The 24,022-nt window shown below is 43.7% G+C and carries 26 protein-coding genes and 2 tRNA genes; 19 read left to right on the forward strand and 9 right to left on the reverse strand.

Annotated elements, in window-relative coordinates:
- Positions 1 to 8: 8 nt before the first annotated feature.
- From pstB to phoR, 4 genes are all read left to right on the forward strand, one after another.
- On the forward strand, positions 9 to 845 hold the full coding sequence (gene pstB / locus C2756_RS04895; protein WP_216861664.1) for a phosphate ABC transporter ATP-binding protein PstB: 837 nt from the start codon (positions 9 to 11) through the stop codon (positions 843 to 845).
- Positions 846 to 858: 13 nt separating this feature from the next.
- A complete protein-coding gene (gene phoU, locus C2756_RS04900) occupies positions 859 to 1,569 on the forward strand; it encodes a phosphate signaling complex protein PhoU (protein ID WP_215320474.1) in 711 nt (236 codons plus the stop codon).
- 18 nt (positions 1,570 to 1,587) lie between these two features.
- Positions 1,588 to 2,301 carry a phosphate regulon transcriptional regulator PhoB gene (gene phoB, locus C2756_RS04905; RefSeq protein ID WP_215320476.1) on the forward strand — a complete coding sequence of 238 codons (714 nt, stop codon included), beginning with the start codon at positions 1,588 to 1,590 and terminating at the stop codon, positions 2,299 to 2,301.
- A gap of 66 nt (positions 2,302 to 2,367) precedes the next feature.
- The gene (phoR, locus tag C2756_RS04910) at positions 2,368 to 3,666 is read left to right on the forward strand and encodes a phosphate regulon sensor histidine kinase PhoR (protein ID WP_215320478.1); all 1,299 of its coding nucleotides are present in this window, start codon (positions 2,368 to 2,370) and stop codon (positions 3,664 to 3,666) included.
- 13 nt (positions 3,667 to 3,679) lie between these two features.
- Here phoR and C2756_RS04915 read toward each other — a convergent pair whose 3' ends face one another.
- Positions 3,680 to 3,880, reverse strand: a complete 201-nt coding sequence (locus C2756_RS04915; RefSeq protein ID WP_215297043.1) for a hypothetical protein — start codon at positions 3,878 to 3,880, stop codon at positions 3,680 to 3,682.
- An 84-nt stretch (positions 3,881 to 3,964) separates the two neighbouring features.
- The gene (locus C2756_RS04920; RefSeq protein WP_216860792.1) at positions 3,965 to 4,438 is read right to left on the reverse strand and encodes an MgtC/SapB family protein; all 474 of its coding nucleotides are present in this window, start codon (positions 4,436 to 4,438) and stop codon (positions 3,965 to 3,967) included.
- 647 nt (positions 4,439 to 5,085) lie between these two features.
- On the opposite strand from C2756_RS04920, the gene C2756_RS04925 reads away from it, so the two are divergent.
- The 6 genes from C2756_RS04925 to ppx all read left to right on the forward strand — a co-directional run bounded on the left by C2756_RS04925 (position 5,086) and on the right by ppx (position 11,376).
- Positions 5,086 to 5,583: an arsenate reductase ArsC gene (locus tag C2756_RS04925; protein ID WP_215320479.1), complete on the forward strand. Its 498-nt coding sequence runs from the start codon at positions 5,086 to 5,088 to the stop codon at positions 5,581 to 5,583.
- 24 nt (positions 5,584 to 5,607) lie between these two features.
- Positions 5,608 to 6,048, forward strand: coding sequence for a tautomerase family protein (locus tag C2756_RS04930; RefSeq protein ID WP_215320481.1), 441 nt, complete (start codon positions 5,608 to 5,610; stop codon positions 6,046 to 6,048).
- 62 nt (positions 6,049 to 6,110) lie between these two features.
- Positions 6,111 to 7,553 carry a DUF2252 domain-containing protein gene (locus tag C2756_RS04935; protein WP_215320483.1) on the forward strand — a complete coding sequence of 481 codons (1,443 nt, stop codon included), beginning with the start codon at positions 6,111 to 6,113 and terminating at the stop codon, positions 7,551 to 7,553.
- A gap of 82 nt (positions 7,554 to 7,635) precedes the next feature.
- Positions 7,636 to 9,381 carry an alkaline phosphatase gene (locus C2756_RS04940; RefSeq protein WP_215320485.1) on the forward strand — a complete coding sequence of 582 codons (1,746 nt, stop codon included), beginning with the start codon at positions 7,636 to 7,638 and terminating at the stop codon, positions 9,379 to 9,381.
- 107 nt (positions 9,382 to 9,488) lie between these two features.
- On the forward strand, positions 9,489 to 9,701 hold the full coding sequence (locus tag C2756_RS04945; RefSeq protein WP_215320487.1) for a GDCCVxC domain-containing (seleno)protein: 213 nt from the start codon (positions 9,489 to 9,491) through the stop codon (positions 9,699 to 9,701).
- A 112-nt stretch (positions 9,702 to 9,813) separates the two neighbouring features.
- A complete protein-coding gene (gene ppx / locus C2756_RS04950) occupies positions 9,814 to 11,376 on the forward strand; it encodes an exopolyphosphatase (protein ID WP_215320489.1) in 1,563 nt (520 codons plus the stop codon).
- 69 nt (positions 11,377 to 11,445) lie between these two features.
- Here the strand turns inward: ppx and C2756_RS04955 are convergent, their stop codons facing one another.
- Genes C2756_RS04955 through C2756_RS04970 form a run of 4 tightly spaced genes read right to left on the reverse strand, consistent with a single transcriptional unit; the run spans position 11,446 to position 14,667 of the window.
- The gene (locus C2756_RS04955; protein WP_251372121.1) at positions 11,446 to 12,372 is read right to left on the reverse strand and encodes a GNAT family N-acetyltransferase; all 927 of its coding nucleotides are present in this window, start codon (positions 12,370 to 12,372) and stop codon (positions 11,446 to 11,448) included.
- A 43-nt stretch (positions 12,373 to 12,415) separates the two neighbouring features.
- Positions 12,416 to 12,820, reverse strand: a complete 405-nt coding sequence (locus C2756_RS04960) for a diacylglycerol kinase (protein ID WP_215320491.1) — start codon at positions 12,818 to 12,820, stop codon at positions 12,416 to 12,418.
- Between the two features lie 12 nt (positions 12,821 to 12,832).
- Positions 12,833 to 13,861 carry a glycosyltransferase family 1 protein gene (locus tag C2756_RS04965; protein WP_215320493.1) on the reverse strand — a complete coding sequence of 343 codons (1,029 nt, stop codon included), beginning with the start codon at positions 13,859 to 13,861 and terminating at the stop codon, positions 12,833 to 12,835.
- Positions 13,858 to 14,667, reverse strand: a complete 810-nt coding sequence (locus C2756_RS04970; RefSeq protein ID WP_370624067.1) for a UDP-2,3-diacylglucosamine diphosphatase — start codon at positions 14,665 to 14,667, stop codon at positions 13,858 to 13,860. Before C2756_RS04970 ends, C2756_RS04965 begins: the two co-directional genes overlap by 4 nt.
- A 93-nt stretch (positions 14,668 to 14,760) precedes the next feature.
- Between C2756_RS04970 and C2756_RS04975 the strand changes: the two genes are divergently transcribed.
- The 5 genes from C2756_RS04975 to C2756_RS04995 all read left to right on the forward strand — a co-directional run bounded on the left by C2756_RS04975 (position 14,761) and on the right by C2756_RS04995 (position 18,475).
- Positions 14,761 to 15,552, forward strand: a complete 792-nt coding sequence (locus C2756_RS04975; protein WP_215320495.1) for a 1-acyl-sn-glycerol-3-phosphate acyltransferase — start codon at positions 14,761 to 14,763, stop codon at positions 15,550 to 15,552.
- Positions 15,553 to 15,611: 59 nt separating this feature from the next.
- The gene (gene ppk2, locus C2756_RS04980) at positions 15,612 to 16,517 is read left to right on the forward strand and encodes a polyphosphate kinase 2 (RefSeq protein WP_215320497.1); all 906 of its coding nucleotides are present in this window, start codon (positions 15,612 to 15,614) and stop codon (positions 16,515 to 16,517) included.
- A gap of 172 nt (positions 16,518 to 16,689) precedes the next feature.
- On the forward strand, positions 16,690 to 17,391 hold the full coding sequence (locus tag C2756_RS04985) for a hypothetical protein (protein ID WP_215320499.1): 702 nt from the start codon (positions 16,690 to 16,692) through the stop codon (positions 17,389 to 17,391).
- Complete coding sequence (locus C2756_RS04990; protein ID WP_215320501.1) at positions 17,388 to 17,954, forward strand: chromate transporter; 567 nt, start codon at positions 17,388 to 17,390, stop codon at positions 17,952 to 17,954. Before C2756_RS04985 ends, C2756_RS04990 begins: the two co-directional genes overlap by 4 nt.
- Positions 17,951 to 18,475 carry a chromate transporter gene (locus C2756_RS04995; protein WP_215320502.1) on the forward strand — a complete coding sequence of 175 codons (525 nt, stop codon included), beginning with the start codon at positions 17,951 to 17,953 and terminating at the stop codon, positions 18,473 to 18,475. Before C2756_RS04990 ends, C2756_RS04995 begins: the two co-directional genes overlap by 4 nt.
- 6 nt (positions 18,476 to 18,481) lie before the next feature.
- On the opposite strand, the gene C2756_RS05000 is transcribed toward C2756_RS04995, so the two are convergent.
- Both C2756_RS05000 and C2756_RS05005 read right to left on the reverse strand, forming a co-directional pair.
- The gene (locus C2756_RS05000) at positions 18,482 to 20,569 is read right to left on the reverse strand and encodes a TonB-dependent receptor (protein ID WP_215320503.1); all 2,088 of its coding nucleotides are present in this window, start codon (positions 20,567 to 20,569) and stop codon (positions 18,482 to 18,484) included.
- 74 nt (positions 20,570 to 20,643) lie between these two features.
- Positions 20,644 to 21,012 carry a hypothetical protein gene (locus tag C2756_RS05005; protein ID WP_215320505.1) on the reverse strand — a complete coding sequence of 123 codons (369 nt, stop codon included), beginning with the start codon at positions 21,010 to 21,012 and terminating at the stop codon, positions 20,644 to 20,646.
- Positions 21,013 to 21,072: 60 nt separating this feature from the next.
- Between C2756_RS05005 and C2756_RS05010 the strand changes: the two genes are divergently transcribed.
- Together C2756_RS05010 and C2756_RS05015 are read left to right on the forward strand one after the other, a co-directional pair.
- Positions 21,073 to 21,149: transfer RNA gene (locus C2756_RS05010), tRNA-Pro, on the forward strand.
- A 36-nt stretch (positions 21,150 to 21,185) separates the two neighbouring features.
- Positions 21,186 to 21,262: transfer RNA gene (locus C2756_RS05015), tRNA-Arg, on the forward strand.
- Positions 21,263 to 21,595: 333 nt separating this feature from the next.
- On the opposite strand, the gene C2756_RS05020 is transcribed toward C2756_RS05015, so the two are convergent.
- Complete coding sequence (locus C2756_RS05020; RefSeq protein WP_215320507.1) at positions 21,596 to 23,068, reverse strand: ribonuclease catalytic domain-containing protein; 1,473 nt, start codon at positions 23,066 to 23,068, stop codon at positions 21,596 to 21,598.
- 196 nt (positions 23,069 to 23,264) lie between these two features.
- On the opposite strand from C2756_RS05020, the gene C2756_RS05025 reads away from it, so the two are divergent.
- Together C2756_RS05025 and C2756_RS05030 are read left to right on the forward strand one after the other, a co-directional pair.
- Positions 23,265 to 23,705: a universal stress protein gene (locus C2756_RS05025; protein WP_215320509.1), complete on the forward strand. Its 441-nt coding sequence runs from the start codon at positions 23,265 to 23,267 to the stop codon at positions 23,703 to 23,705.
- Between the two features lies 1 nt (position 23,706).
- Positions 23,707 to 23,970 carry a DUF1488 family protein gene (locus C2756_RS05030; RefSeq protein WP_215320512.1) on the forward strand — a complete coding sequence of 88 codons (264 nt, stop codon included), beginning with the start codon at positions 23,707 to 23,709 and terminating at the stop codon, positions 23,968 to 23,970.
- Positions 23,971 to 24,022: the final 52 nt, after the last annotated feature.

Consider the following 24,022-nt stretch of genomic DNA (forward strand, 5'->3'; position numbering starts at 1 on the left):
TGAGTAATATGAAATCAATGTTTGACTTAAATAAGATTGATAGTCAAGGGGGTAGTGTGGAAACAACAAATCAACAATCAGGCCAAGCTGCGATTAATGCGCTTGAAGTGAGAGATCTTAACTTTTATTATGGCTCTTTCCAAGGTCTGAAGAATATCAATCTTGATATTGAGCAAGGTAAAGTTACTGCCTTTATTGGCCCATCAGGTTGTGGTAAATCTACTCTGTTGCGCACACTAAATCGTATGTATGACCTCTATCCAGGTCAACGTGCTGAAGGTCAAATCAACTTCTATGGTCAAAATATTCTTGAGCCAGGCCAAGATTTGAATTTATTGCGTTCACGTATTGGCATGGTTTTCCAAAAACCAACGCCATTTCCAATGTCTATTTATGAAAACATTGCCTTTGGTGTTCGCTTATATGAAAAACTCTCACGCTCTGAAATGGATGAGCGGGTAGAGTGGGCGCTCAATAAGGCTGCATTATGGACTGAAGCAAAAGATAAATTGAATCAAAGTGGTTTATCTTTATCTGGTGGTCAGCAACAGCGTTTGTGTATCGCCCGTGGCGTTGCCGTGAAGCCATCCGTCATCTTGCTTGATGAACCTACTTCTGCCTTAGATCCAATTTCTACAGGTAAAATTGAAGAGTTGATCAATGAGCTTAAGCATGAGTACACGATTGCAATCGTTACTCACAACATGCAACAAGCTGCCCGTGTTTCGGATTACACAGCTTATATGTACCTTGGTAGTTTGGTGGAGTATGGTAAAACAGATGAAATCTTTATCAAGCCTAAGCGTAAAGAAACAGAAGACTATATTACCGGTCGCTTCGGTTAATTGGAGATATTAAATGCCAGATAAACACCTTTCATCCCAATTTGATGCTGATCTCAATTCGCTTTCAAGCCGTTTGCTTGAAATGGGCGGATTGGTTGAATCTCAAATTGCTACCGCTATGCGTGCCTTTACGCAAATGGATCTTGATACCTGCAATATCGTCATCGAAAATGAAAAGCTGGTAAATGACCTAGAGATACAAATTGATTTAGCTTGTACAGAAGTTATTGCTCGCCGCCAACCTACTGCTCGTGATCTTCGTTTAGTAATGGCAGTATCCAAAGCTATTACGAATTTGGAGCGCGCAGGTGATGAGGCAGAGCGTGTAGCTAAGAGAACCAAGCGTTTAATTGAGGCTGGTGCACCACATAACATCAACGTTGCAGAGATTCGTCTTTCAGGACAGATGGCTATTAATCTCTTGCGCCGTAGCTTAGACGCCTTTGCAAGGCTTGATACCACAGCTGCTGCTGAAGTTGTTGCTGAAGATCGCCAGATTGATGAAGAATTTAGAGGCTTCGTCCGCAAGTTGATTACATATATGTCTGAAGATCCGCATACCATTTCTACAGGCCTCGATATGCTGACGATTGCTAAGGCGATTGAGCGTATTGGTGATCACGCCAAGAATATTGCTGAGTTTGTGATTTATATCGCAAAAGGCTCTGATGTACGCCATATTCCGCACGAAGATTTAGTGCGCGAAGCGAACAAAAGCGATTAAATAAGCCCAACTATTCGCATGACTCACCGCATACTAGTTGTTGAAGATGAGCCATCGATTGCAGAGTTGATTGCAATCAACTTATCCCATGCTGGCTTTGAGGTAGAGAAGGCGATGCAAACTGATATCGCCCAAGGTCTCATGAAGGAGCGATTGCCAAGCCTTATCATCTTAGACTGGATGCTCCCTGGAAAATCCGGTGTGCAGTTTGCAAAAGAACTGAGAGCAAATGAGCGCACCAGAGGTTTACCAATTTTGATGCTCACTGCTAAAAGCGAAGAGGCCGATAAGGTCTTAGGATTAGATTCGGGTGCAGATGATTATGTGACCAAGCCTTTTTCTCCTAAAGAGTTGATTGCCAGGGTTAGAGCCCTTTTACGCAGACAAACTCCAATTGAAGATACTGGCCCGCTGACCGTGGGTCCTTTGAGGCTCGACCCAAGTTCCCACCGGGTTTTAGCTATTTGGCCCAATACTGATCCAAGACCGATTTCTTTAGGACCTACTGAATACAGACTCCTTCAGTTCTTTATGAGCAATCCTGAAAGAGTCCATTCACGTACCAATTTACTTGATAACGTATGGGGCAATGAGGTCTACATTGAAGAACGTACGGTTGATGTTCATATTAAGCGTTTGAGGGCTGCACTAGCCCCGGTCGATTGCGATCGTTATATTGAAACGGTCAGGGGTAGCGGTTACCGGATTACCAAGACTCCTACAGAGTCTTAAATTTATCAATTTTTGTCCTTTTCGCTCATTTCCGTGGTGTTTCTGGAGATGATCTAAGATGGCAGCATGATTTCCGCCTTAACCCGCTTTTTTTTCATTGTTGGTCTTGCAATCATTGCCGCCTTCATCACCCTATTTAATCTAGGTGCTGAGTGGGCTATTGTTGTTGGGATTGCGCTCTTGGCGGTACCGCTCATCTATACCTATATCAACTTAGCGCGACTAGGTAAATATGTACAAGATGACTCCATTGAGTCCATGCCCTTGCCAAGCGGACTTTGGGAAGAGGTGCTTTATAAGTTGCAGCGTTTAGTGAAGAACTTAAAGCTAAGAATGCGCAATATTGAGCAGCAACACGAGAATTTTATCGAGGCTTTTCAGGCTTCACCTAACGGCATTGTGATGCTAGATGAAAATGATCAGATCGAATGGTGCAACTCCATCGCTGAGAGTTTCTTTGGTTTGAACTTTAGGCGCGATGCGATGCAAAGGATTAATTTTCTGATCCGTCGCCCTGAGTTTGTTCAATATTTAATGAGACGTGATTTTGAGGAACCTTTGCTATTAGAGCGAATGGGGCCTCAGAGTAGTCTGAGCTTAATATTGCAACCATTTCCGTTTGGTAATCAACGACACTTGCTACTAGTACAAAACGTCACTGATCTGCAAAAAGCAGATGCGATGCGTCGCGATTTCGTTGCCAATGTTTCGCATGAGATGAGAACCCCGATTACTGTTTTAATGGGATTTCTAGAAACAGTCCAAACATTGGATCTTGAGAAGAGTCAACGTGATCAGTATTTCGACATGATGATGTCTCAAGCGCAGCGTATGAAAAGCCTCGTTGAAGATCTATTAACGCTTGCTAATCTAGAATCTAATTCGCTGCCTGCCACTGCAAATAAGGTGAATGTCGAAACAATCATGGCATTACTCAGGAATGATGCGGAAGCTTTGTCTCAAGGAAAACATAGTTTTAGTTTTGAGGTCCTTGCTAAGGAAAATATCTTGGGAGATGAGCGCGAGATACTGTCTGCATTTAGCAATTTAGTATCCAATGCTATTCGGTACACACCAGATGCTGGGGAAATTCAGGTGCGATGGGATGTGAACGCTCAAGGTCAGGGTGAATTTTCTGTAACAGATACAGGCCCTGGAATAGCGTCAGAACACTTATCAAGATTAACAGAACGTTTTTATCGGGTAGACCGGAGCAGATCTCGTGATACTGGAGGGACTGGCTTAGGCTTGGCCATCGTCAAGCATATTGCCAACAGGCATCAAGCTCTATTAAACATTGAAAGTACCTCAGGAAAAGGGAGTACTTTTACCTTGCAGTTTCCAAAAAACCGCTTAACTGCTTAAGCCTTTTAGAAAATCAATCCTTCTTTTTCTTTTTCTTTTTCTTGGATTCTTTTGGCAATTTATCGGCTTTGCCGCTGGCGTATAAACACCAAACCTTGATTTCTTCAAATAACTCGACAAGGTCCTCATGCGGGAGACTTTTTAAGTCAACTAGCCCAATTGCGCCAGTTTCTTGCAGTTGTTTAACTGCATCTTCATATCGATAATCACTCATGGCTTTAACTTGTCATTGTTAGGGATAGGCAATCCTACCAAACTAATATGACAAATCCCCTTTTTTGACTGTTTTAATGGGTTTTTAGTCCGGATCGTCAGAAACTTCGGACTCTCTTTTAACTCCGGTTAGCCCTGCCATCAGTCGCTCTAGAGGGCCGCCGATGATCAGGGTTAGCAAAATTGCTCCCAAGGATAATCCCCCCAAAACAAATTGCCCAGCCCCAAAAGACGCGCCAATCAGAGCGCATGCCCAAAGACTGGCTGCCGTAGTCAGGCCATGAACTTTTTGGGAGCGTTGCTCACGAATGATGACTCCAGCACCTAAAAATCCTAGACCAGTGATCAGTCCTTGGAGTACGCGACTGACAGCCTGTGCGTCATCTTGGACAAAGTCACTAATCAGCATGACCGCTGTTGCTGAGCCAATGGCAACTAAGGAGTGAGTCCGAATGCCAGCAGATTTGTGATGAAGCCAACGGTTAAGGCCAAGAATAGCGCCAACTATCAAGGCTAGAGCTAGTCTTAATGCGATAGTGCTGTAAAGGCTCCAATCCATGATTCGAATTCCTTAATGAATGATTATCAAATCAGTGTATCCCAGTCACTTCAATCTGTCATAAAAACGCCTCTCCCTTGTCATTTCATGATTGAATAATGTGAATGAGCTTGTTAATGCATTTCCACACAATGGAAATGCCGAGATTAATCTTTCATCACAAGGATGCAATATGAAAAAATTGATTTTACGTTTATGGAACGCTTGGAATGAAGCAAGAGTAGGGTATGCAAATCGATATGCGAATCACCGAATTGGTAGCTAGTCATCAGCATGTCATGTATCAACGCTATATTCAATTGTCGGATATTTTCTGACCAAGATAAAGTGGTAGCACTCTCCCTTAGACCCAGTTTCGACTGGGTTTTTTCTTTGATTGATATTAATAAAACTGAAATAAAGACGCACTAGGATGGTGTCATCTTCTCTTTAGAAAGTGAAATCGACATGAACACAAATCTTGCTCAATATTTGTCTGATGTATTTCGCAACGAAGTCCAAGAAAAACCTCCACTAGACTCCGGTGAAGTTAAGCCTAAAATTGTCTACTTAAATGATCGAAAAACAAATCAATTTCTAATAGACGGAAAGTATGCATTGCGTCTCGATGAAATTATTTGAACTGAAAATTTATCTATTCATTTCTGATGACTCGCCCCTATAACATTCTCTTTCTGTGTACTGGCAACTCTGCTCGCTCTATTCTTGGAGAAGCCCTAGCTACGACTCTTAGTCATGGCCGCTTTATTGGCCATTCGGCTGGTTCTAAGCCAAAAGCCTATGTACATCCTATTGCTTTAAAACTTGCTAGGGAGATAGGTTATCCACTGGAATTACTGAGAAGTAAAACCTGGGACGAGTTTGGTAAAGAGGATTCACCTCAAATGGATTTCATCATTACCGTTTGTGATTCTGCAGCTGGGGAAGAATGTCCTTATTGGCCCGGTCATCCTACTACTGCCCATTGGGGCTTTATGGATCCTGCTGCTGTAACTGGTAGCGAGCATGATATGTGGGAAGCCTTTAGAAAAGTCGAAATGGGATTGCGTAATCGGATTGAATTATTAATTGATCTTCCAATTGATAAGCTGGATCACTTGCAAATCAAAGATGAACTGCATGCTATTCATCATCAATGCAAATAAGACGGATTAATAACAGATCTTAATATGGCGACCTATAGTGTTTATTACGCCGGCTTATCGCTGACAACCCATCAAAAATTCACCCTTGCCAAAGCGATCACCAAAATTCATGCAGATGTGACTGGTGCAGAGGCCTATTTTGCTCAGGTGATCTTTAAGCAATTAGATCAGCATGATTGCTTTATTGGTGGCGTTCTGCTTGATGAACCACATATTTTTCTAAATGGTCAAATCCGCATCGGTAGAAGCGAGCAAATGAAGAAACAATTGTTAGTTGAGCTCGAGATTGCTATACAAAGCACTACTAAATTAGCAGGGCACCAAATTTGGGCCTATATTGACGAAATTGTCCCCGGTCAAATGATTGAATACGGCCAAATCTTGCCTGCAGTAGGTGACGATAGTGTTTGGTTCTCGACTCTGCCGGCAAGTATTCAGAAAAAGCTGATTTACCTCAATTCTTAATCAACCCTCCTTATTTGTATAAGCATTAAGATGTGCAGGTAAGTTCATTGCCTAGGTAGCCCATGTCTTCTGAGAAGAAACCCCTATTTGCCGTTCTGAGGTCAGTAGAGTCCTTTAAAAATCCTCGCCCAAGTATCAAAAAGCGGATGGCCGATGGCAAGGCCTTACGCAAGCAGGTGAGCATTGCCGAGCAAGGGGTATATACAGCGCCAAAAAGCCGCATTGATCCTGTCACGATCTTGGAAGAGCAGGCCAAGCAACGCATTCAATCTTTAATTCCGATTCGCTATGAACGGATGTTGCAGTCTCCCTTCGCTTTTTACCGTGGTGGCGCTGCCATCATGGCGCAAGATTTAGCCAATCAACCCACAACCAATATCGTTGTCCAGCTCTGTGGAGATATGCATGTTTCCAACTTTGGTTTATTTGGAACAGCGGAACATCGATTGGTATTTGGTATCAATGATTTTGATGAAACGCTACCTGGCAGCTGGGAGTGGGATATCAAACGTTTAGTTTCTAGTGCTCTGATCGCATCAGAGAGTTTGGGTGGCGATAAGGCCTTGGGTAAAAAGTTGGTTTACCACATTGCATCAGAGTATCAAAAGCGGATTGAGCAATACGCCAAAATGCCTTATTTGGATTTGGCGCAAGAATTTATTGGTGAGAAAGATATTCGCAAGCACTTTAGTAAGGAGCATCAGAAAAAATTAGATGCCTACCTGAAGGAGACCAAGGGGCAGGGTAATATTCAGGTGCTGCAAAGTTTGACAACACTGGTGGGCAAGAATCGACGCATTATCAATAGACCTCCATTAATTGAACATTTTAAGAAAGATGCCTATGGCGTCTCCTTAGAATCCATGATTGATAAAGCCTTGTTGAATTACTCCAGCACATTATTGGTAGATCGACAAATCTTGTTTCAGCGTTACTCACTCAAAGATTTCGCCAGAAAAGTAGTCGGTGTTGGTAGCGTTGGAACCAATTGCATGGTCTTATATTTTGAGGGTGATAGCGAAAACGACCCCTTATTTCTGCAATACAAGGAAGCGCAAAAATCGGTCTTAACGCCATATCTTGGCGAATCTATCTATCGCGATATGGGTCACCGTGTTGTAGCTGGCCAGAGATTGCTTCAGGGTGCCCCCGATATCTTCTTAAATTATGGCGCCGTTCAATATGATATCCATAGGAGTCAGGGTTTCTATTTGCGTCAATTGCGCGATATGAAAGGCGGTATTGGAGTTGGTACTGGTGGAGTGACTTTAAAAAACTTTCCTGATTATGCAAAGTTATTTGGTTGGGCCTTAGCCTTAGGTCATGCACGTTCGGGTGATGCTGCCATGATTGCGGGATACTGCGGCCAATCAGCAGAACTCAATGAAGCGCTGTATTCTTTTGCCAAGTCGTATTCAAAGCAAAATATGAAGGACTATGAGCAATTCTGTAAGGCGGTTAAATCCGGAAAATTACAGACGGCAAAGAAAAAAATAGCTCTTTGAGGCATATTATGGTTTAGTCATCAGACTGTCATTTTCTGGGTGGATATTGTAGTTTCCCCCAACTTTTTTCTTGCTTCATTCTATGAAAATATCCTATCTCATTAAAGCCGTACTCCCGATTTTGTTTACTTCCTTTGCGGGATTCATTGAGGCGGCTGCGATCTATCCAATTGATCAAGCTAGTATTTTGGCCAGCTCTAAATTCGATATCAAAGTAGAGTTCAATCAAGTAATTGATCCCAGCAATCTCTCCCTCACTATTAACGGAGCACCTGTCAATCAACTGATCACTAGCAAATCAGAATTTATCTCTGACGAAAACGGTAAGGGTAGCTCAGTGATCTATCGGGATGTGCAACTGCCTAAGGCAGGAAAATATGAGTTAGTAGCTCGTACACCACAAGAAAAGTTACAAGTGACTTGGGATGTTTATGCAAGCGGTCCACGTAAAGTAAAAAATGTAATTTTGTTCGTGGGTGATGGCATGACCATTGCCAACCGAACTGCTGCCCGTGTTTTATCCAAAGGCATCACAGAGGGTAAATATCAAGGTAGGCTGGCATTCGATGATATGCCTAGTACAGCCATGATTGGAACTTCGGGCTCTGATTCTTTGATTACCGATTCTGCCAATTCCATGAGTGCTTACACAACAGGACACAAGACTGCTGTTAATGCCATGGGCGTTTATGTTTCTCGTGCCAGTGATAATTTATCTCACCCTAAGGTAGAGACGATCACTGAGTTGCTCAAGCGCAAGACCAAGATGTCAGTAGGCATTGTGTCTGATGCTGAATTACAAGATGCCACCCCAGGGGCTATGGTCGCCCATACGAGACGTCGCGCTGATAAGCAATATATTGCTGATCAATTATTAGCCAGTGGGGCCGAGGTTATTTTGGGCGGTGGTGCTGCTTACTTTTATCCTCAATCGGCAAAAGCATCTAAGCGTAAGGATGAAAAAAATCTCATTGAAGCATTTAAAACTGATGGCTATCAACTGGCATTTACTAAGCAAGAGTTAATGTCTGCTGCAGATAATAAAAACACGAAAAAATTATTTGGCGTGTTTCATCCAGATAATATGGACGGCTCTTTAGATCGCCTTTTTCTCAAAAAAAATACTGTTGCCCAATTCCCGAATCAACCTGATCTCACAGAGATGACTCAGTCGGCGATAGAGGTCTTATCTAGAAATCCAAATGGATTCTTTTTGATGGTAGAGGCTGCGTTAATTGACAAGTTCAACCACCCATTAGATTGGGAGAGAGCGGCTTTTGACACCATCATGCTGAGTAATGCTGTGCAAATCGCTAAAGATTTTGCCAAAAAGAATCCGGACACACTGATTATTGTGACGCCTGATCATACCCATAGTGGTTCGATCAGTGGCGTAGTTCATGACGATATACCGGGCCCACTGCGCGAGAAGGTGGGCACCTATGCATCGGCAGGATTCCCTAATTATCCTAAGGCAGATGTGCAGGGTTATCCCAATCAAATTGATGTGACTAAACGTCTGGCATTCTTCTATGGCAATTACCCAGATCATTATGAAACCATGCATCCGAAGCTAGATGGGACTTTTGTCCCAGCGGTCAAGAATGATTCTGGAAAATTTGTAGCTAATCCGAAATATATTCAGCTACAAGAAGATGCCATCCATGTGGGTGGCAATTTACCATCTCATCAGGATGTTGGTGTGCATACTGCAGACGATGCCTTGCTCAATGCAATGGGCCCAGGTTCTGAGAAATTCAAAGGCTTTATGGATAACACAGAGGTATTTAAAGTTATGGTTCAGTCTTTGGGTCTTGGCTCAAAATAAATTCCCTGCTTATGAGGTTTGTTACTCATATTAATTGGCTGTCATTGACTGAAACTGCAATCAGTCAATGACACAATACTGAAACATTCCTGGTTCAGTATTGCGCTGTGAATACTAAATCTGAACTTCTAGAATCAATCCTTACCTGTCCTCATTGCCAAGCCTCTGAGGTCATCAGCATTGAAGTGGGTAGCTCTTACCACCTCTATCGTTGCCATTCTTGCAGCACGATTCTGAAGCCCAAGTCGGGTGATTGCTGCATTTTGTGTAGTTTTGCTAATCGCGATTGCTCAAGCTCTGAGCAAAACTTGGCTGCCTAAACGAGTCCTGCCAAGCCCAGCCCATTAGGCCTGCTGTCATTTTCATCAATGTGTCACGGTTTTTACATAAAATAGACATATTCGATACAGCATTCCATTTTTGGGGAATATTTTGGCAAGTCATCCCGTAGATCCTTTATCTAATCCTGCAGACCTCATTGCTGCAGTGGATTTGGGATCTAATAGTTTCCGGATGCTCATTGCTCAGGCAGTCAATACACCCTCTGGCACTCAACTAAGACCTATAGATACCTTGCGTGAGTCGGTGCGTCTCGCTGCCGGCCTTACAGAGAATAAATTACTTGGTAATGATGCTTACCAAAGAGGCTTAACCGCTATTCGCCGCTTTGGCGAGCGTATTAGAGGCTTTGATCCTGCCAACGTGCGCGCGGTTGCGACAAATACCCTACGGGTTGCAAAAAATGCTCAGCAATTTGTGGATGACGCTCAAATAGCTTTAGGCTTTCCAATCGAAGTGATTGCAGGGGTTGAAGAGGCGCGTTTAATCTATATTGGTGCCGCCCATGAAGTCCAAGCCGTGCAAGGCAATCGTTTGGTGGTTGATATCGGCGGTGGCTCGACAGAATTTATCATCGGCAAAGGCTATGAACCCAAGCTCTTGGAAAGTCTCTACATAGGCTGCGTTTCTCATAGTATGCGTTTTTTCCCCAAAGGCAATATCGATGCACATGAATTTAAAGAGGCGGAGTTAGCTGCGAGACGGGAAATTCAAGTCATTGCTGGGGCTTATCTCAATTCTGGCTGGAAGCAGGCGATTGGGTCATCAGGTACGGCGAGAGCTCTGGCGGAGCTGATTTCCGCAAATGACCTCAATGGTCACGGGGATAGCCTGAGCATGGGTCGCGCGAATTCCAGCAGTGGTCTGATTACACGTGAAGGCTTAAAAGCCCTTAAGAAACATTTGCTTAAATATGAGAATGTCAATCAAGTTGAGTTGGTAGGTCTTAAGGATGACAGAAGGTCTGTTTGGCCTGGTGGCTTAGCCATCATGCTGGCGGTGTTTGATGAGTTGGGCATCGAAGAGATGGAAGTCACTGATGCGGCTTTACGAAGTGGTGTCTTATACGATTTACTGGGGCGCTCACAACATCATGATATGCGCTACGTAACAGTTGAACAGTTCATGCAGCGTTATGCGGCAGATCGTGAGCAGGCTAATCGGGTTGGCAAACTAGCGGTTGATTTTTTACAGCAGCTACCAAAGCCTGAGGCAGAGAATAGAGCAGATAATGTGGCTTTGTTGCAGTGGGCGGCTAATTTGCATGAAATCGGCCTTTCAATTTCACACAATGGTTATCACAAGCATTCAGCCTATATCGCAGCGAATGCCGATATGCCTGGATTTTCCAAGAATGATCAAGCTAGATTAGCGGCCTTATTGATTGGCCATACTGGCAAGCTTGGAAAGCTTGCAAACAACCATAGCTTCTATGATTGGCGCATGTTGTTTTGCTTGCGCTTAGCTCAAGTGCTGTGTCGTGGTCGTAATGACACCAATTTACCGCGTATTAAAGTATCTGAACACAATGGATCTTATCTAGTGAGTCTTTCTAAAGAGTGGGCTGCTGAACACCCTCTAACAGAATTTAGTTTGATTAAAGAGGCGGCTGAATGGGAAAGAGTAGGTCGGTCTTACCAAGTCAGTCTGAAGTAATACTGCTGCAGAATAAAAAAGCCGCTTCACGTGGAAGCGGCCAATTCACCTGAAAATATTTTCTTAGAATTACATCCCCAAGAAATGCTTTGCATAACGTGGATTGATATCTGACAAACGCAGCATAGTCAGTAAATCTGCAGTATTGAAGTCAGGATCCCATGCTGGAGCGCTACAAATCTTGGCACCCAATTTAAGGTAACCCTTAATCAATGGAGGAGCGTCAACTTCTAGACCACCATTGAGCTTATCTAAGGGCAATGGTAAGCGGGGGAAGGCATGAAACTCAGTTGGCGCCATTTGATCGCTGCCAAGTGAGTTATAGAGACTGGCTGCAAAGTGACCACCGTCTGCCATCGGAATGCTTGCGCAACCGAGCAAGATTTCGTAGCCATTTTTCAGCATGTACTGGGCTAAACCACTCCACAGAGCCATGATGACAGCACCAGAGCGATAGTCCTGGTGAACACACGATCTGCCAAGCTCGACTAATTTAGGTCGCAAGTGATCTAAACGGGTGAGGTCGAACTCAGAGTCAGAATACAAGCGACCAATTTCCTTAGCCTTGTGTGGTGGCAGAACGCGATAGGTGCCAACCACCTTTAGGGTGTCTTGATCACGAATTAATAGGTGGTCACAATAAGCATCAAACTCATCGACATCTAAACCCTCTGGGTTTTGAGAGAGACTTGCGCCCATTTCTTCTGCGAAGACTTTATAACGTAAACGCTGTGCTTCTTTGACTTCACTTGCGCTACTAGCCCATTGAATCTGAAATGCAGGGCGTTTTGCTTTTGCTGCTTGAGGTACAACGGCAACTGCTTCAGCTGCCGCTAATTCAGCGCGGGCTTTGGTGGCAAATTTTTTCCCAAATAGCTTCTTGGCCAGCTTTTTAGAGAGCTTTTTAATGGGATTTAACTTAGATTGGCTTGGATCCTTTTTCTTTCTAGGAGAAAAGATCTCAAAGGCGCCAATTGGGTTTGGAATATCAGACATAGTTAGCCTTGTATATGGTTTGTATGATCGTAGAGCGCATTTATTACGGTTTTAAGACAATCGGAATACAGACGGCAGACCACATCAGAACGGCAATCAACAGGGCTAACATGACCGCAGCAGAGCCAAAATCCTTGGCGCGCTTAGAGAGGTCGTGATGTTCAAAGGAGATGCGATCTATGGCCGCTTCAACGCTGGAATTGAGCAACTCAACGACCAATACCATGAGCAAAGAGGCAATTAGCAAAGCCTTTTCCAAATAACTAATTGGCAAAAGAAAGGCGACTGGCGTTAATAAAACGAATAGCGTTAATTCTTGTCTAAAAGCACTTTCTTCTTGAAAGGCATAAACCAAGCCACACCAAGAATTCTTAGCTGCATGCCATGCTCTAGCAAGTCCACGATTCCCTTTGTGGGGGTTTTGATCTATATGATAGGGGGAGGTCAAAACAAGCCCTTATTAAGCAATGGCTGTGACATGCACATCAGTCGTTGGTACCGGCTTGAGATGTTTTGCAAACTCTTCAGAAGCGGCTCTCCAAGAAAATTTCTCAGCGTGCGCACGGGCAACTTCACGAGGAATTTTTAATGCTTCGATACAGGCCACACGTAAATCTTCATTCATGGCGCCCGCTTTGGAGTTCCCGAGAACATCAATGGGGCCGGTAACGGGATAAGCCGCCACAGGAGTACCGCAAGCCATGGCTTCTAGTAAAACAAGTCCAAACGTATCAGTCTTACTAGGAAACACGAATACATCAGCTGCTGCATAGACTTTGGCAAGCTCATGCTGTTGCAGAACACCAAGATAGTTCACTTCAGGATATTTTTCTTTGATGCCTGCCATCGCTGGACCATCACCAACTACCCATTTAGACCCTGGTAAATCGATCTCTAAAAATGCATTGATGTTCTTTTCAATCGCTACTCGACCAACATACAAAAATATGGGATGTGCAGTATTAAGAGTCTTGGATTCTTGCATTTTGAAAATATCCAAATCAACACCGCGTGACCACAGAACCACATTATTCAGACCGTATTTCTCAAGATCATCTTTCACTACAATCGTTGGTGCCATCACTGCCATTGAAGGGCCATGGAACCAGCGAATAAAGGCATAAGTGATTGCCAGCGGAATACCAGTACGTGCTTTTACATACTCTGGGAAACGGGTGTGATACGCAGTAGAGAAGGGTAGATTGTTCTTAACAGCGTATGAGCGGGCAGATAAACCTAAAGGACCTTCTGTAGCAATATGCATGGCATCGGGTGCAAACTCTTTGATACGACGGGCTACTTCTTTGCCTGGAAATAAGGAGAGCGCGATATCTGGATAAGTCGGGCAAGGGATGGATTTAAATCCATTAGGCGTAATCATTTCAACCTCATGACCCATGGCAGTCAATTCAGAGCGGGTTTGCTTGAGGGTGCGAACAACGCCATTTACCTGTGGATCCCATGCGTCAGTGATGATCATAATTTTCATAGCACAGCCTCTTTCAGAAGTGATTCAACAGCAGGTTGGAAGGCAATTTCAGGAGTTTCAACAGGTTCACCTTTGATATAGGGCCAGTGAACAATTTTTAGCTCACCCGTATGGGTTTCAACTAAGGCGGTCAAACTTTCGACCCAGTCACCATCGTTGCAGTAGAGCAAACCATCAATCTCACGGATTTCTGCTTTATGGATGTGACCACAGACAACTCCGTCGCATCCTCGCAGACGGGCTTCTCTAGCCATAATATGTTCGAAGTCAGCGATATAACTCACTGCATTCTTGACTTGATGCTTTAAGTATTGAGAGAGTGACCAATACTGCAAGCCCATTTTGACTCGCAGCATATTGAAGTAACGATTAATATAGAGAATGAAGGAGTAGAGCGTATCACCAACATAGGCAAGCCATTTGGCGTACTGCATCACTCCATCAAAAAGATCGCCATGGGTAACCCAGAGCTTCTTGCCATCTAAGGTAGTGTGAATTACTTCCTCAACAACCTTCACATCGCCGAAAGAGAGTCCAAAAAATTGACGGGCGCTTTCATCATGATTGCCGGGTACGTAAATCACTTCAGCTCCCTTACGAGCCTTACGTAATAGTTTTTGTACGACGTCGTTATGAGCCTGTGGCCAATAGAATGACTTCTTTAAACGCCAGCCATCAATGATGTCACCAACGAGATAAAACTTATCGGCTTCGTTATGCTTTAAAAAATCGAGGAGGTAGTTTGCCTGACACCCTGATGTTCCTAGGTGTACGTCTGAAATCCAGATGGCTCTGTAATGCATCATGAAACCGTATTAAGCCAAGCCACTATGTAAGCATCATGACATTTTTAAGTCAGTTTGATGACGCTAGGCATTTGCTTTATATTGAAGCCGTATATGAGTATTCCTCCAGCATTGATTGAGAAAGAAACCCCTTTTATTACCCGTTTTGGTCTATGGATGGCCATTTGGGCTCATGTTCTTTCTGGAGTAGCCACCCTCTTCATGGTGTTTCCATTCGCTAATCTGAAAACCAGACACTTTCATATTCAGCAGTGGTCAATAAAGCTGCTGAAGATTTTTGGTATTCAATTGCGGGTGATGAACCCAGGTATTCTGCCGAGCAATTCCTATTTACTCGCGTCCAATCATATTTCCTGGCTAGATATTCATGCTATCAACGCCTTCAAACCCATTCGGTTTGTGGCTAAGTCTGAAGTAGAAAAGTGGCCCATTTTTGGATGGATGGCAAAACAGTTAGGTACGGTTTTTATCAAACGGGATAGCTCAAGACATGCCCATGTGGTGGTGGGAGAGTTGAGTGCCGTACTGAAATCCGAGTCAGTCTGTATTTTTCCCGAGGGCACATCCACCACTGGTGAAACCGTGCGTCCTTTTAAGCCAAACTTATTCGAGGCAGCTGTGATGGCAAATTTGCCGGTCTACACCCTAGCAATTCGCTATTTATCCAAGGCAACTGGTCAACGCTCAGATGTGCCTGCTTTTGTAGCAGATATGGGGCTTTTGGAGTCAATGAGCAAGATTCTCAAAAACCGGAATTTGATTGCGGAGCTCACCTTTTTTCCACCCCCTGCGGCAACGCCTGAGCAGCCAAGTGATCGGAAATGGCTGGCTCTGCATAGCCATGAGCAAATTGCCAAGTACCTAAGCTCGTCAAATACCTTGTAGTCTGTAACAATAATGTCATAAGTTAGGGCGTAAACTTCACATTATTCAGTGGAAATAAGATGACTTCAAGGCATACAGAGATGGCAGAGTGGTATCAACGTGCTCAAGAAGAGATCCTTGATAGCATGGATGAAGAGCTCGAAATGGAGCTTGATGACGATCGTCTCTCGCCTGATGGTGAAACTGGATCCCAAGTCTCTCGCAATGTTTACTTTAAAGAGCTCTTCAGATTGCAGGGAGAACTTGTAAAGCTCCAAGATTGGGTCGTTGCGAATAATGTAAAAGTTGCTGTGCTGTTTGAAGGTCGCGACTCAGCCGGTAAGGGTGGGGCTATTAAGCGGATTACCCAGCGCCTGAATCCGCGCGTTTGTAAAGTGGTGGCTTTGCCTGCGCCAAATGAACGTGAAAAGACGCAGTGGTATTTCCAAAGATATATTTCTCACCTGCCAGCTGGCGGTGAAATAGTGTTGTTCGATCGCAGTTGGTATAACCGTGCTGGCGTTGAAAAAGTGATGGGCTTTTGTACTGACGCAGAGTATGAAGAGTTCTTGAGAACCGTTCCTGATTTAGAGCGCATGATGATTCGCTCTGGTGTTATCTTGATTAAATACTGGTTCTCAATCTCAGATGATGAGCAGTACAACCGTTTCATGATGCGTATTCACGATCCATTGAAACAATGGAAACTCAGCCCAATGGACTTAGAGGCTCGTCGCTTATGGGAACAATATACCAAAGCAAAGGAAACGATGCTGGAACGTACTCATATTCCGGAAGCCCCTTGGTGGGTAGTAGCGGCCAATGATAAGAAAAAAGCCCGCTTAAATTGCATTACGCATTTGCTAAACCAGATCCCTTATAAAGAGATCGATCACCCTGTGATTACGCTACCGGCCCGCGTTCACAACCCTGATTACCTCCGTGGACCGGTGCCACCAGAGATGTACGTCCCTCAAGTCTATTAATCCTCGCGGTATAGTGATAATCTCTTGCAAACAGAGGTTATTGTGAAAAAACTCCACCCGTCGATTACCAATAGAGAATTTAAGCTGCTTATCAAGCCCAAAGGCTTAGATCGTCGCAGCAAAATCACCGCCCTTAGCGAACAGCTGATCAAGTTTTGCAAGAAAAACAAGGTTGATTTTTTTTCATCTAGATAATGCTAATACCGGTTTGCGTAACATTTATTTTTATGACACGCCGGGCGAAGATTTTCGCCTGAACAATATTATTTTACGTGTCCGAGAATCACGCCAAAATGTTTGGGTGGATGATTACGCTGAGGTTACGCTGAAATGTCGTGCGCATGAGATGGATCATGCCTCAAACTTTGACCCGACACCACAGAAAAAGATCAAATCACGGATTCGCTTCAAAGAAGAAATTCTCCGTGGGGATGGACTGGGTACACAACGTCAAATATATTCAAATAATGCTATCTTAGATGCTGTTCCGATTGATGATCTTTTTGATAGAACGCTCAGCAGCGCTAATAAATTCTTTCCTGGTCTTGCTAAACTCGCCATTGATAAAAAATCACCGCTACGTATTGTGGGCGGATCAACCAATAAAATATTAGAGGCCTGCTTGCCATTGGGCAATCTCGTCTTTGGTGATGGTGTTCAGGCGCATTGTGATATTGCTATTTGGATGAAAAGTGCGGGAGACCCTATTGTTGGCGAACTGGCTTTTTCATATCGAGTCAATGATGAAAACCGAGCACAAGCTAAAGCCCACAAGCGAGCAGATAAATTCTTCAAACAACTTCAAATTGAGCTTGCCGATTGGCTAGAAATAGGGAGTACTAAAACTGCCTTGATCTATGGAAAGCCTGAATGAGCCTTGAAAACCCTACTGGGGATAAAGTCAAGGTCACTCTGAGTGATTTATTTATACAGTTTTTGATTATTGGTGCAGTGAGTTTTGGTGGCGGAATTATTGCTTACGAGCGGATTCTTCTCATTGAAAAAAGAAAATGGCTCAGCGCTGATGAATTCATGGGTTACTTGGCGATTAGTCAAACCATGCCTGGTTTAAATTCAGTGAACTTAGCAGTGCTCGCTGGCGATCATTTGCGGGGAATCTGGGGTGCAGTGATCGCTGCATTAGGATTAATTCTTCCGGGATCTCTTTTTGTCTTAATCATTGGCATTGCTTATACCAATAACAATAATCATCCACTCGCAAATCTGCTTTTAACTGGGATTGCCGCTGGCGCATGCGGTTTATTGGCTGCGATTACATATCGTATTGGCGATGAGCACTGGAAGCATTTGAAATCCGTCATCATCATTGCTTGTACCTTCGGGCTCATGAGCATTGCAAAGCTTTCTTTGCCTTTGGTTCTGTTAATCATGGCGCCGATTTCTATCTATCTATATAGGCCAAAACTACAGCCATGAGTTTGCTAGCTCAACTCGCACTCACCTTTAGTCTTTTATCAATCCTGGCTGTTGGAGGAGGTACCGCTGTCTTGCCAGAGATGCAAACTCTTTTGGCTCATCAATTTGATATTACTCATGCACAATTTGTTCATATCTATAGTATTGGGCAGGTAGCGCCTGGCCCCAATATGTTGATGGTGCTCATTATTGGTTTCAAAGTAGCAGGTATAGTGGGTGCGGGTATTGTGCTGCTGGCCTTTTTTCTACCTTCTAGTTTCTTGTGTTTTTATGCAGGTCGTCTATGGAGTCATTTTGCTCATAATCCCTGGCGACGCACTATTCAGAGTGCTTTAGAGCCTATCTCTATTGGATTGATGGCATCTGGCGTGTATGCCGTTGCTAAGGCATCAATCGTCAGCCCAATGACTCTGATCTTGGCGCTGTGTACGCTTTACTTGATTCTGAGAACCAAGATCAATCCCGTTTTTGTAATCTTAGGATCAGGCATGCTGGGTTTTATTTATCTGCGATTTTTTTAAGTTAGTTCAAAACGCTGCTCTGACTCCAAGCATTAAGCTTCTTCCTGGTTGAGGCGCGTAGAGTCTTACTGCCATAGGTGATGTTGCATAGCGAATTTCCTCATTGAGAAGATTCTTTAGTGCCATATATCCAGTCCAATTGACTTTACCAATTCGCTCTGTGTAGGAGAGATTTGCATTTAAGAGCTTATAACTCGGGGTAGGACCAATTTCCCAGCTTGCAAGCTTGTTCTGTTGATAGCTATAAATATAGGTAGCACTGGTAAGCCAACCATCACGTTGATAAGCGAGTTCACTACCGAGTCTGGGTGCTGGCTGTAAAGGTAAATTACCACCAGCATCGAAGCTTCCTTGCGATACATCACCAAATAGCCTTCCACCAATACCTGTTTGATTCCAGTTATAGGTCAATTCTCCTTCGGCACCGCGGATATTGGCGTTTGCTTGGGAAGCTTGTACCACTGAGAAGTTGTCATTCGTACTGCTATAAGAGCCTGTATAAAAACCATAGATGTAATTACTAAATTGATTGCGATAGACGCTCACCTTGCTCCGCATGAGCCCTAAAGTTTTCTGAAAACTCAATTCAAGATTATGTGACGTTTCTGTACCTAAATTGGAATTACCGATGTCAAAAGTAGCAGTGGAATCATGCGGACCATAGGAGTAAAGCTCTTGTGGTGTTGGTGCCCTCTGTGAAACGGTATAGGCCAATCCCACACCATAACCGCGAGCTACATCAAGCATGCCACCAGCAGAGTAAGACATCAGATTGAACTGTCGGTTTTGAATGGTTGGTGGTCCATAGGTATTTGGAGTAAATCCTTGTGAACTCGTACTCGGAAATTGCGTGGCTGAATTGGGATTTTGGGCAGCATAGTTATAGCGCGCTCCTAGACTGCTCTTCAGGGGTCCGTAACGACCTTCCTCAACCCAAAATAGTGCGGTGGAGTTCGATTTTGTCTGCGGCACGATGGCATAGTTATTGGTATTTAAATCCATCGCATTCAGAGTAGCTCCGATTACTTGTGCGCCAATCACTCCTTTCGACCCTAGCAGTTCTTTGTGGGTAAGCTCTAAACGCGCTTCCGATGCAGTGTTATTCCACTGTGTTGATGCCACACCATTATTAGTAAATTCAGTATGTTGATAATTGGTATTAGCTGCACTAATCTTGATCGATGAAAAACCGTCAAAGGGATCATTGGCTTGATGGGCAAAGTCATAACGATTTTGTGACTGCTGAATAAATCCACCCTCAGCAGTGGGTATGCCGTAGTTATGATTCATACGTTCTAAGGAGACACCGGTGTAACCGTCTGATCTTAAATAGGATGCGCCTAATCCCAAACTATTTTGATTGCTAAATGAGAATGGAAGTTTTCCACTATAGGGTACGTTCACGGTTTGCCCAGGATTGATTGACCAATTGGCATTGGGACCTCCTTGTTCAGTAAACCCCGGAATACGATAATTATTTGAATTGCTAATCGTCGAATCAAAATGTAATGCTAATGGACCAGCAGGTGCATCTAATTCAATATTTGCGGTTTTACCTTGGTTGACTGTTTCATAGCTGGTATTCATGGCTCCAGATAAGGCATCTGGCATTGAGGTGACGATGCGATCATTCACCACATTCACTAGACCACCACTAGAACCCGATCCATATAGAAGGGCAGATGCACCCCGCAAGATTTCAATTTGATGCGTGTTTTGCATCGGATTAGCCACTGCGTGATCAGCGGAGATGCTTGATACATCACCAACGGATAAACCATTTTGCAAAATCTGCACTCGAGCACCTTCAAGTCCTCGTATTACTGGTCTAGATGCACCCGAACCATAACCCGTTGCTGAGACACCTAGCTCATTTGCTAGAGTTGCTCCAAGCGTACCACTCAGTTTGTTTTGTAAATCATCACCTGAAAGCACCTTATTAGGCGATAAAAATCCTTGACCATCATCACGCACGCCGCTGACATTGAGTTGCAATGATGGTTCGGCATTACCTTGCGGCCATGCCGAAAAGCTAGCAATCGAAGTAGCTAGTAATAATGCATATCGAAATGTGGAGTAATGCCTGTAATTCATATTTCATCCAAGATCACCAAAAAGTGGTGATGATTAAAACGGCAGGTATCCAACCATATTAGTTGGTACGGGTTTTAAAGGATGTCAGCAGGGGGAGCGCGTGATTGGTAAGCCGATTGGGCAGCTTGCGCAAAGTGAAATTCTAGGGGGCTGGCTAGAACGGAACTAGTAGTTTGAGATAGCAGCACTCCGATGAATACTTCTGGTATGAAACTGGCCAAAGTTAAGGCATCAAGAAGATGGCAAATATCTGAGCTGTGAACCGATATAGGAGCAAATTCATCTGCGGATGATGGGCTAATACTTTGTTGCTGAATACTTGCGTGGCTAATACTGTGAGCAAAGCCAATCCAATGGGTTCCCATCATGCAAGCCATAAGCAAAGCCACTGCAATAGCAGCGTGAACTTGCTTAGTTAATTTGCTGGAAAAATAGGCAACCATGCTCCGAATCTTACAGGATTTGCCTGTAATAGCCCTGTCGGTGTAGAATGTTGGTTCCGTCGGAGTGTAGCGCAGCCTGGTAGCGCACCTGCTTTGGGAGCAGGGGGTCCAAGGTTCGAATCCTTGTACTCCGACCACTTTCCTGATTGTTCTAGATACAGACCCAGCATATTCTGCCCATAGCTCAGCTGGATAGAGCAACGCCCTTCTAAGGCGTAGGTCGCACGTTCGAATCGTGCTGGGCAGGCCAAATTCTCCTAATTAATAGTGTTTCAGCCAAGTCAATTGCGATCTATTGATCTGATCATGATCTAGCTTGGCTATCGAGGAACCTACCTTGTAATAGGGCGTGACGGATCCTGGGTGACTATCGGCACCCCTGCGACTGGGCGATTTTAATGAAATTTAGGGGCAGGTCATTTAGTGTCGGTTTGACCCGACTCGGAGGTGTCACTTAATGCGACGTTCAAGCGACTCTTATGGGATGACTTGCGGACACTCAAAACTGGCTAGTTGGTCATGGCTGGGTGGCAGAGATCGGCCAATAGGAGACAGTCGCCCTGAATTTCAGTAATTCTTACTTTTAATGAGTGGGCATAAAGTTGATGTGACCCATCTCAACATTAGTAGATGTTAGTTTTACCCGTACCTTATTTCCGATGGATACATCTTTAGGAAGTTTCAGAAGCATTCCCTCGGCAGGGGGATTGAAAATCCTAACCCACCCATAATTTGGCGTAATGCCGGTAATCACGCCATTAAAGTCTTTGCCAATATAGGGCTCTAAAAATAGCGCAGCTTCAGATTTGCGCATTCTGCGCTCCACCTTACGAATGGCATCCTCCTGTGTGGTGCAGTGGAGGGCTAATGCATAAAGTTCCTGGGTTTCATATGCATTAGGCTCATTATTAACAGCTTTTTTGAGCATGCGTAAGGTAATTAAATCGGGATAGCGTCGATTTGGCGCTGTTGAATGCATGTAATCTTGAACGGCCAAACCAAAGTGGCCGATCGGAGTAGCCCCTGGCTGCTCTAAAACATACTCTCCTGGCCCCATTAGTTTAATAACGACTAGAGATAGGTCGGGAAAGCGCAGGGGGTCCGCTTCATGCCGTTTGGCTAAAAATTCCGATAGAGCTTTAGAGTTGGCTTCATTAGGTAATACTTCTCCGTACTGCTTGGCAAGTTCAACAATACGTAACCATCGGTCTGGACTGCGAACCACTCTTCGTAAAGAAGGGATACCTTTTTTAAGCAGGAAACGCGCAGTTGACCCATTAGTTGCAATCATGAACTCTTCTATTAGCTGCCTACCACGGTTATGAACCTGTTCGGCAATCCCAATAATATGCTCACCTTCAAAAACAGCTTTGGGTTGAAAAATCTCTAGCTGCAGTGATCCAGCCCGTTGCCGCTTCATACGCAATCGCTGCGCAATTTCATCTTGGATTTTAAGTTGATGATCCATGCCGGGAACAGTAGCCATTGCGGCTGGCATTGCTCCTGTGCCCTCGATCCAAGCAGATACAGCGTCGTATGCTAACTTAGCTTTATTGTGTACCTTCGCTCTGTAGATCGTTGAGCCTAAAATTTCTCCCTTGCTACCAACAACAATTTCAGTTACTAAGGCCAATCTGATTTGATCAAAATTAAGAGAAGTAAGATTAGTTGAGAGTTTTTCAGGCAGCATCGGAAAAATCCGTGCAGAGGTATAGATCGATGCGGTATTGTGTTTAGCATGCTCATCAATAGGGGTATCTTTTTTAATGAGAGCATCGACATCCGCTATGGCGATATAGATTTTATGATTTCCATTGCCCGCATCACTGCATACTGTTAATTGATCTAAATCTTTTGAATCATCATTATCTAGAGAGCACCATAAAAGATTGGTGAGGTCCTGAATAAGAGAATCCGAATTTTCTGCTGGCAAATTAATGGCATCAAGCTGTTCGTGGACTTCTTTAGAAAAATTCGGTTCAAGCCCTCTTTCCTCCATTACAGTTGCAGCGATCCTAGCTAAGTCAGATTTATCATATTGCTGGTGTTTTGACATATATTGGGTGTTGACCAAGGTAGTTGAAGTACTGGGCTATTCTCAATCATATCGGAGTCAGTCTGCGAATCTCCTCAAAAGCAATTAATTACATAGGGTATGCACTAAGAATATAGGATTTCGTAAGAATCGTTCTTAAGAGATCATACATAATGTTTAATTGCAATTTTTATACAATGAATACAAGAGATAAATTATGTTTAAAAAAATAGTAGTTCCCATTAGCGGTGATGCAATCACTAAAAAAGAGCTTAACAAAATTGCCAAGTTGGCTAAGTTAGATAATGCTGAGGTTGTCTTAGTTTATGTATCCGACCCATTGGCGCCATTTGTATATACGGAAAGTGTCAATAATTCACTGGTATCAGAGGCGGCTCATAAAAAAGCGTGTTCGGAATTTGCAAAAAAATTATGTGCAAAAGCTCAGTCTCAATTAGGCTCTAGTCTCAATGTCAAGTTTATGCATATCATCCATCCCAATATTGCCGATGGGATTTTAGAGGCAGCCAAAAAATCTAAGGCAGATGCAATTGCGATGTCTTCTCATAAGCGCACTGGTATATCTGGATTGATTTTACGTAGTGAGGGCTGTGAAGTTGTTCTTCATAGCCCTATTCCCGTTATTATTCTTAATTAATATGAAAATCGAGTTCATAGGGCCGCCTGTAGTTTCCGAGGATGGTGGCATTTTTTATGCGGCTAAGTTAGACGGCCAAACTTTGTTGTGTCACTTTAGTTACGAGGCTCTGGAGGATGTCGATCCTGGTGCAATTCAAGGTGATGCTGCAACCCTTTTTGAAAAGCATCAACTAAAGCTTCTTTCTATTGCGGAGCAAAAAATTCGAGATGGTCATGCGCACGATGGTCAAATTCAAATCTTTAGTAATGACTTGCTTTTATAAGATCCACTAATTTCTTTAATTTTTGCGACTAAGATAATTTGTATTTCTCAGT

It is taken from the genome of Polynucleobacter sp. UB-Siik-W21, assembly GCF_018687415.1.
Lineage (GTDB): Bacteria > Pseudomonadota > Gammaproteobacteria > Burkholderiales > Burkholderiaceae > Polynucleobacter.

Coding starts and splice junctions, on each gene's coding strand:
- pstB (WP_216861664.1), top strand. CDS start 9: ATGAAATCAATGTTTGACTTAAATAAGATTGATAGTCAAGGGGGTAGT.
- phoU (WP_215320474.1), top strand. CDS start 859: ATGCCAGATAAACACCTTTCATCCCAATTTGATGCTGATCTCAATTCG.
- phoB (WP_215320476.1), top strand. CDS start 1,588: ATGACTCACCGCATACTAGTTGTTGAAGATGAGCCATCGATTGCAGAG.
- phoR (WP_215320478.1), top strand. CDS start 2,368: ATGATTTCCGCCTTAACCCGCTTTTTTTTCATTGTTGGTCTTGCAATC.
- C2756_RS04915 (WP_215297043.1), bottom strand. CDS start 3,880: ATGAGTGATTATCGATATGAAGATGCAGTTAAACAACTGCAAGAAACT.
- C2756_RS04920 (WP_216860792.1), bottom strand. CDS start 4,438: ATGGATTGGAGCCTTTACAGCACTATCGCATTAAGACTAGCTCTAGCC.
- C2756_RS04925 (WP_215320479.1), top strand. CDS start 5,086: ATGACTCGCCCCTATAACATTCTCTTTCTGTGTACTGGCAACTCTGCT.
- C2756_RS04930 (WP_215320481.1), top strand. CDS start 5,608: ATGGCGACCTATAGTGTTTATTACGCCGGCTTATCGCTGACAACCCAT.
- C2756_RS04935 (WP_215320483.1), top strand. CDS start 6,111: ATGTCTTCTGAGAAGAAACCCCTATTTGCCGTTCTGAGGTCAGTAGAG.
- C2756_RS04940 (WP_215320485.1), top strand. CDS start 7,636: ATGAAAATATCCTATCTCATTAAAGCCGTACTCCCGATTTTGTTTACT.
- C2756_RS04955 (WP_251372121.1), bottom strand. CDS start 12,372: ATGTCTGATATTCCAAACCCAATTGGCGCCTTTGAGATCTTTTCTCCT.
- C2756_RS04965 (WP_215320493.1), bottom strand. CDS start 13,861: ATGAAAATTATGATCATCACTGACGCATGGGATCCACAGGTAAATGGC.
- C2756_RS04970 (WP_370624067.1), bottom strand. CDS start 14,667: ATGATGCATTACAGAGCCATCTGGATTTCAGACGTACACCTAGGAACA.
- C2756_RS04975 (WP_215320495.1), top strand. CDS start 14,761: ATGAGTATTCCTCCAGCATTGATTGAGAAAGAAACCCCTTTTATTACC.
- ppk2 (WP_215320497.1), top strand. CDS start 15,612: ATGACTTCAAGGCATACAGAGATGGCAGAGTGGTATCAACGTGCTCAA.
- C2756_RS04990 (WP_215320501.1), top strand. CDS start 17,388: ATGAGCCTTGAAAACCCTACTGGGGATAAAGTCAAGGTCACTCTGAGT.
- C2756_RS04995 (WP_215320502.1), top strand. CDS start 17,951: ATGAGTTTGCTAGCTCAACTCGCACTCACCTTTAGTCTTTTATCAATC.
- C2756_RS05000 (WP_215320503.1), bottom strand. CDS start 20,569: ATGAATTACAGGCATTACTCCACATTTCGATATGCATTATTACTAGCT.
- C2756_RS05005 (WP_215320505.1), bottom strand. CDS start 21,012: ATGGTTGCCTATTTTTCCAGCAAATTAACTAAGCAAGTTCACGCTGCT.
- C2756_RS05020 (WP_215320507.1), bottom strand. CDS start 23,068: ATGTCAAAACACCAGCAATATGATAAATCTGACTTAGCTAGGATCGCT.
- C2756_RS05025 (WP_215320509.1), top strand. CDS start 23,265: ATGTTTAAAAAAATAGTAGTTCCCATTAGCGGTGATGCAATCACTAAA.
- C2756_RS05030 (WP_215320512.1), top strand. CDS start 23,707: ATGAAAATCGAGTTCATAGGGCCGCCTGTAGTTTCCGAGGATGGTGGC.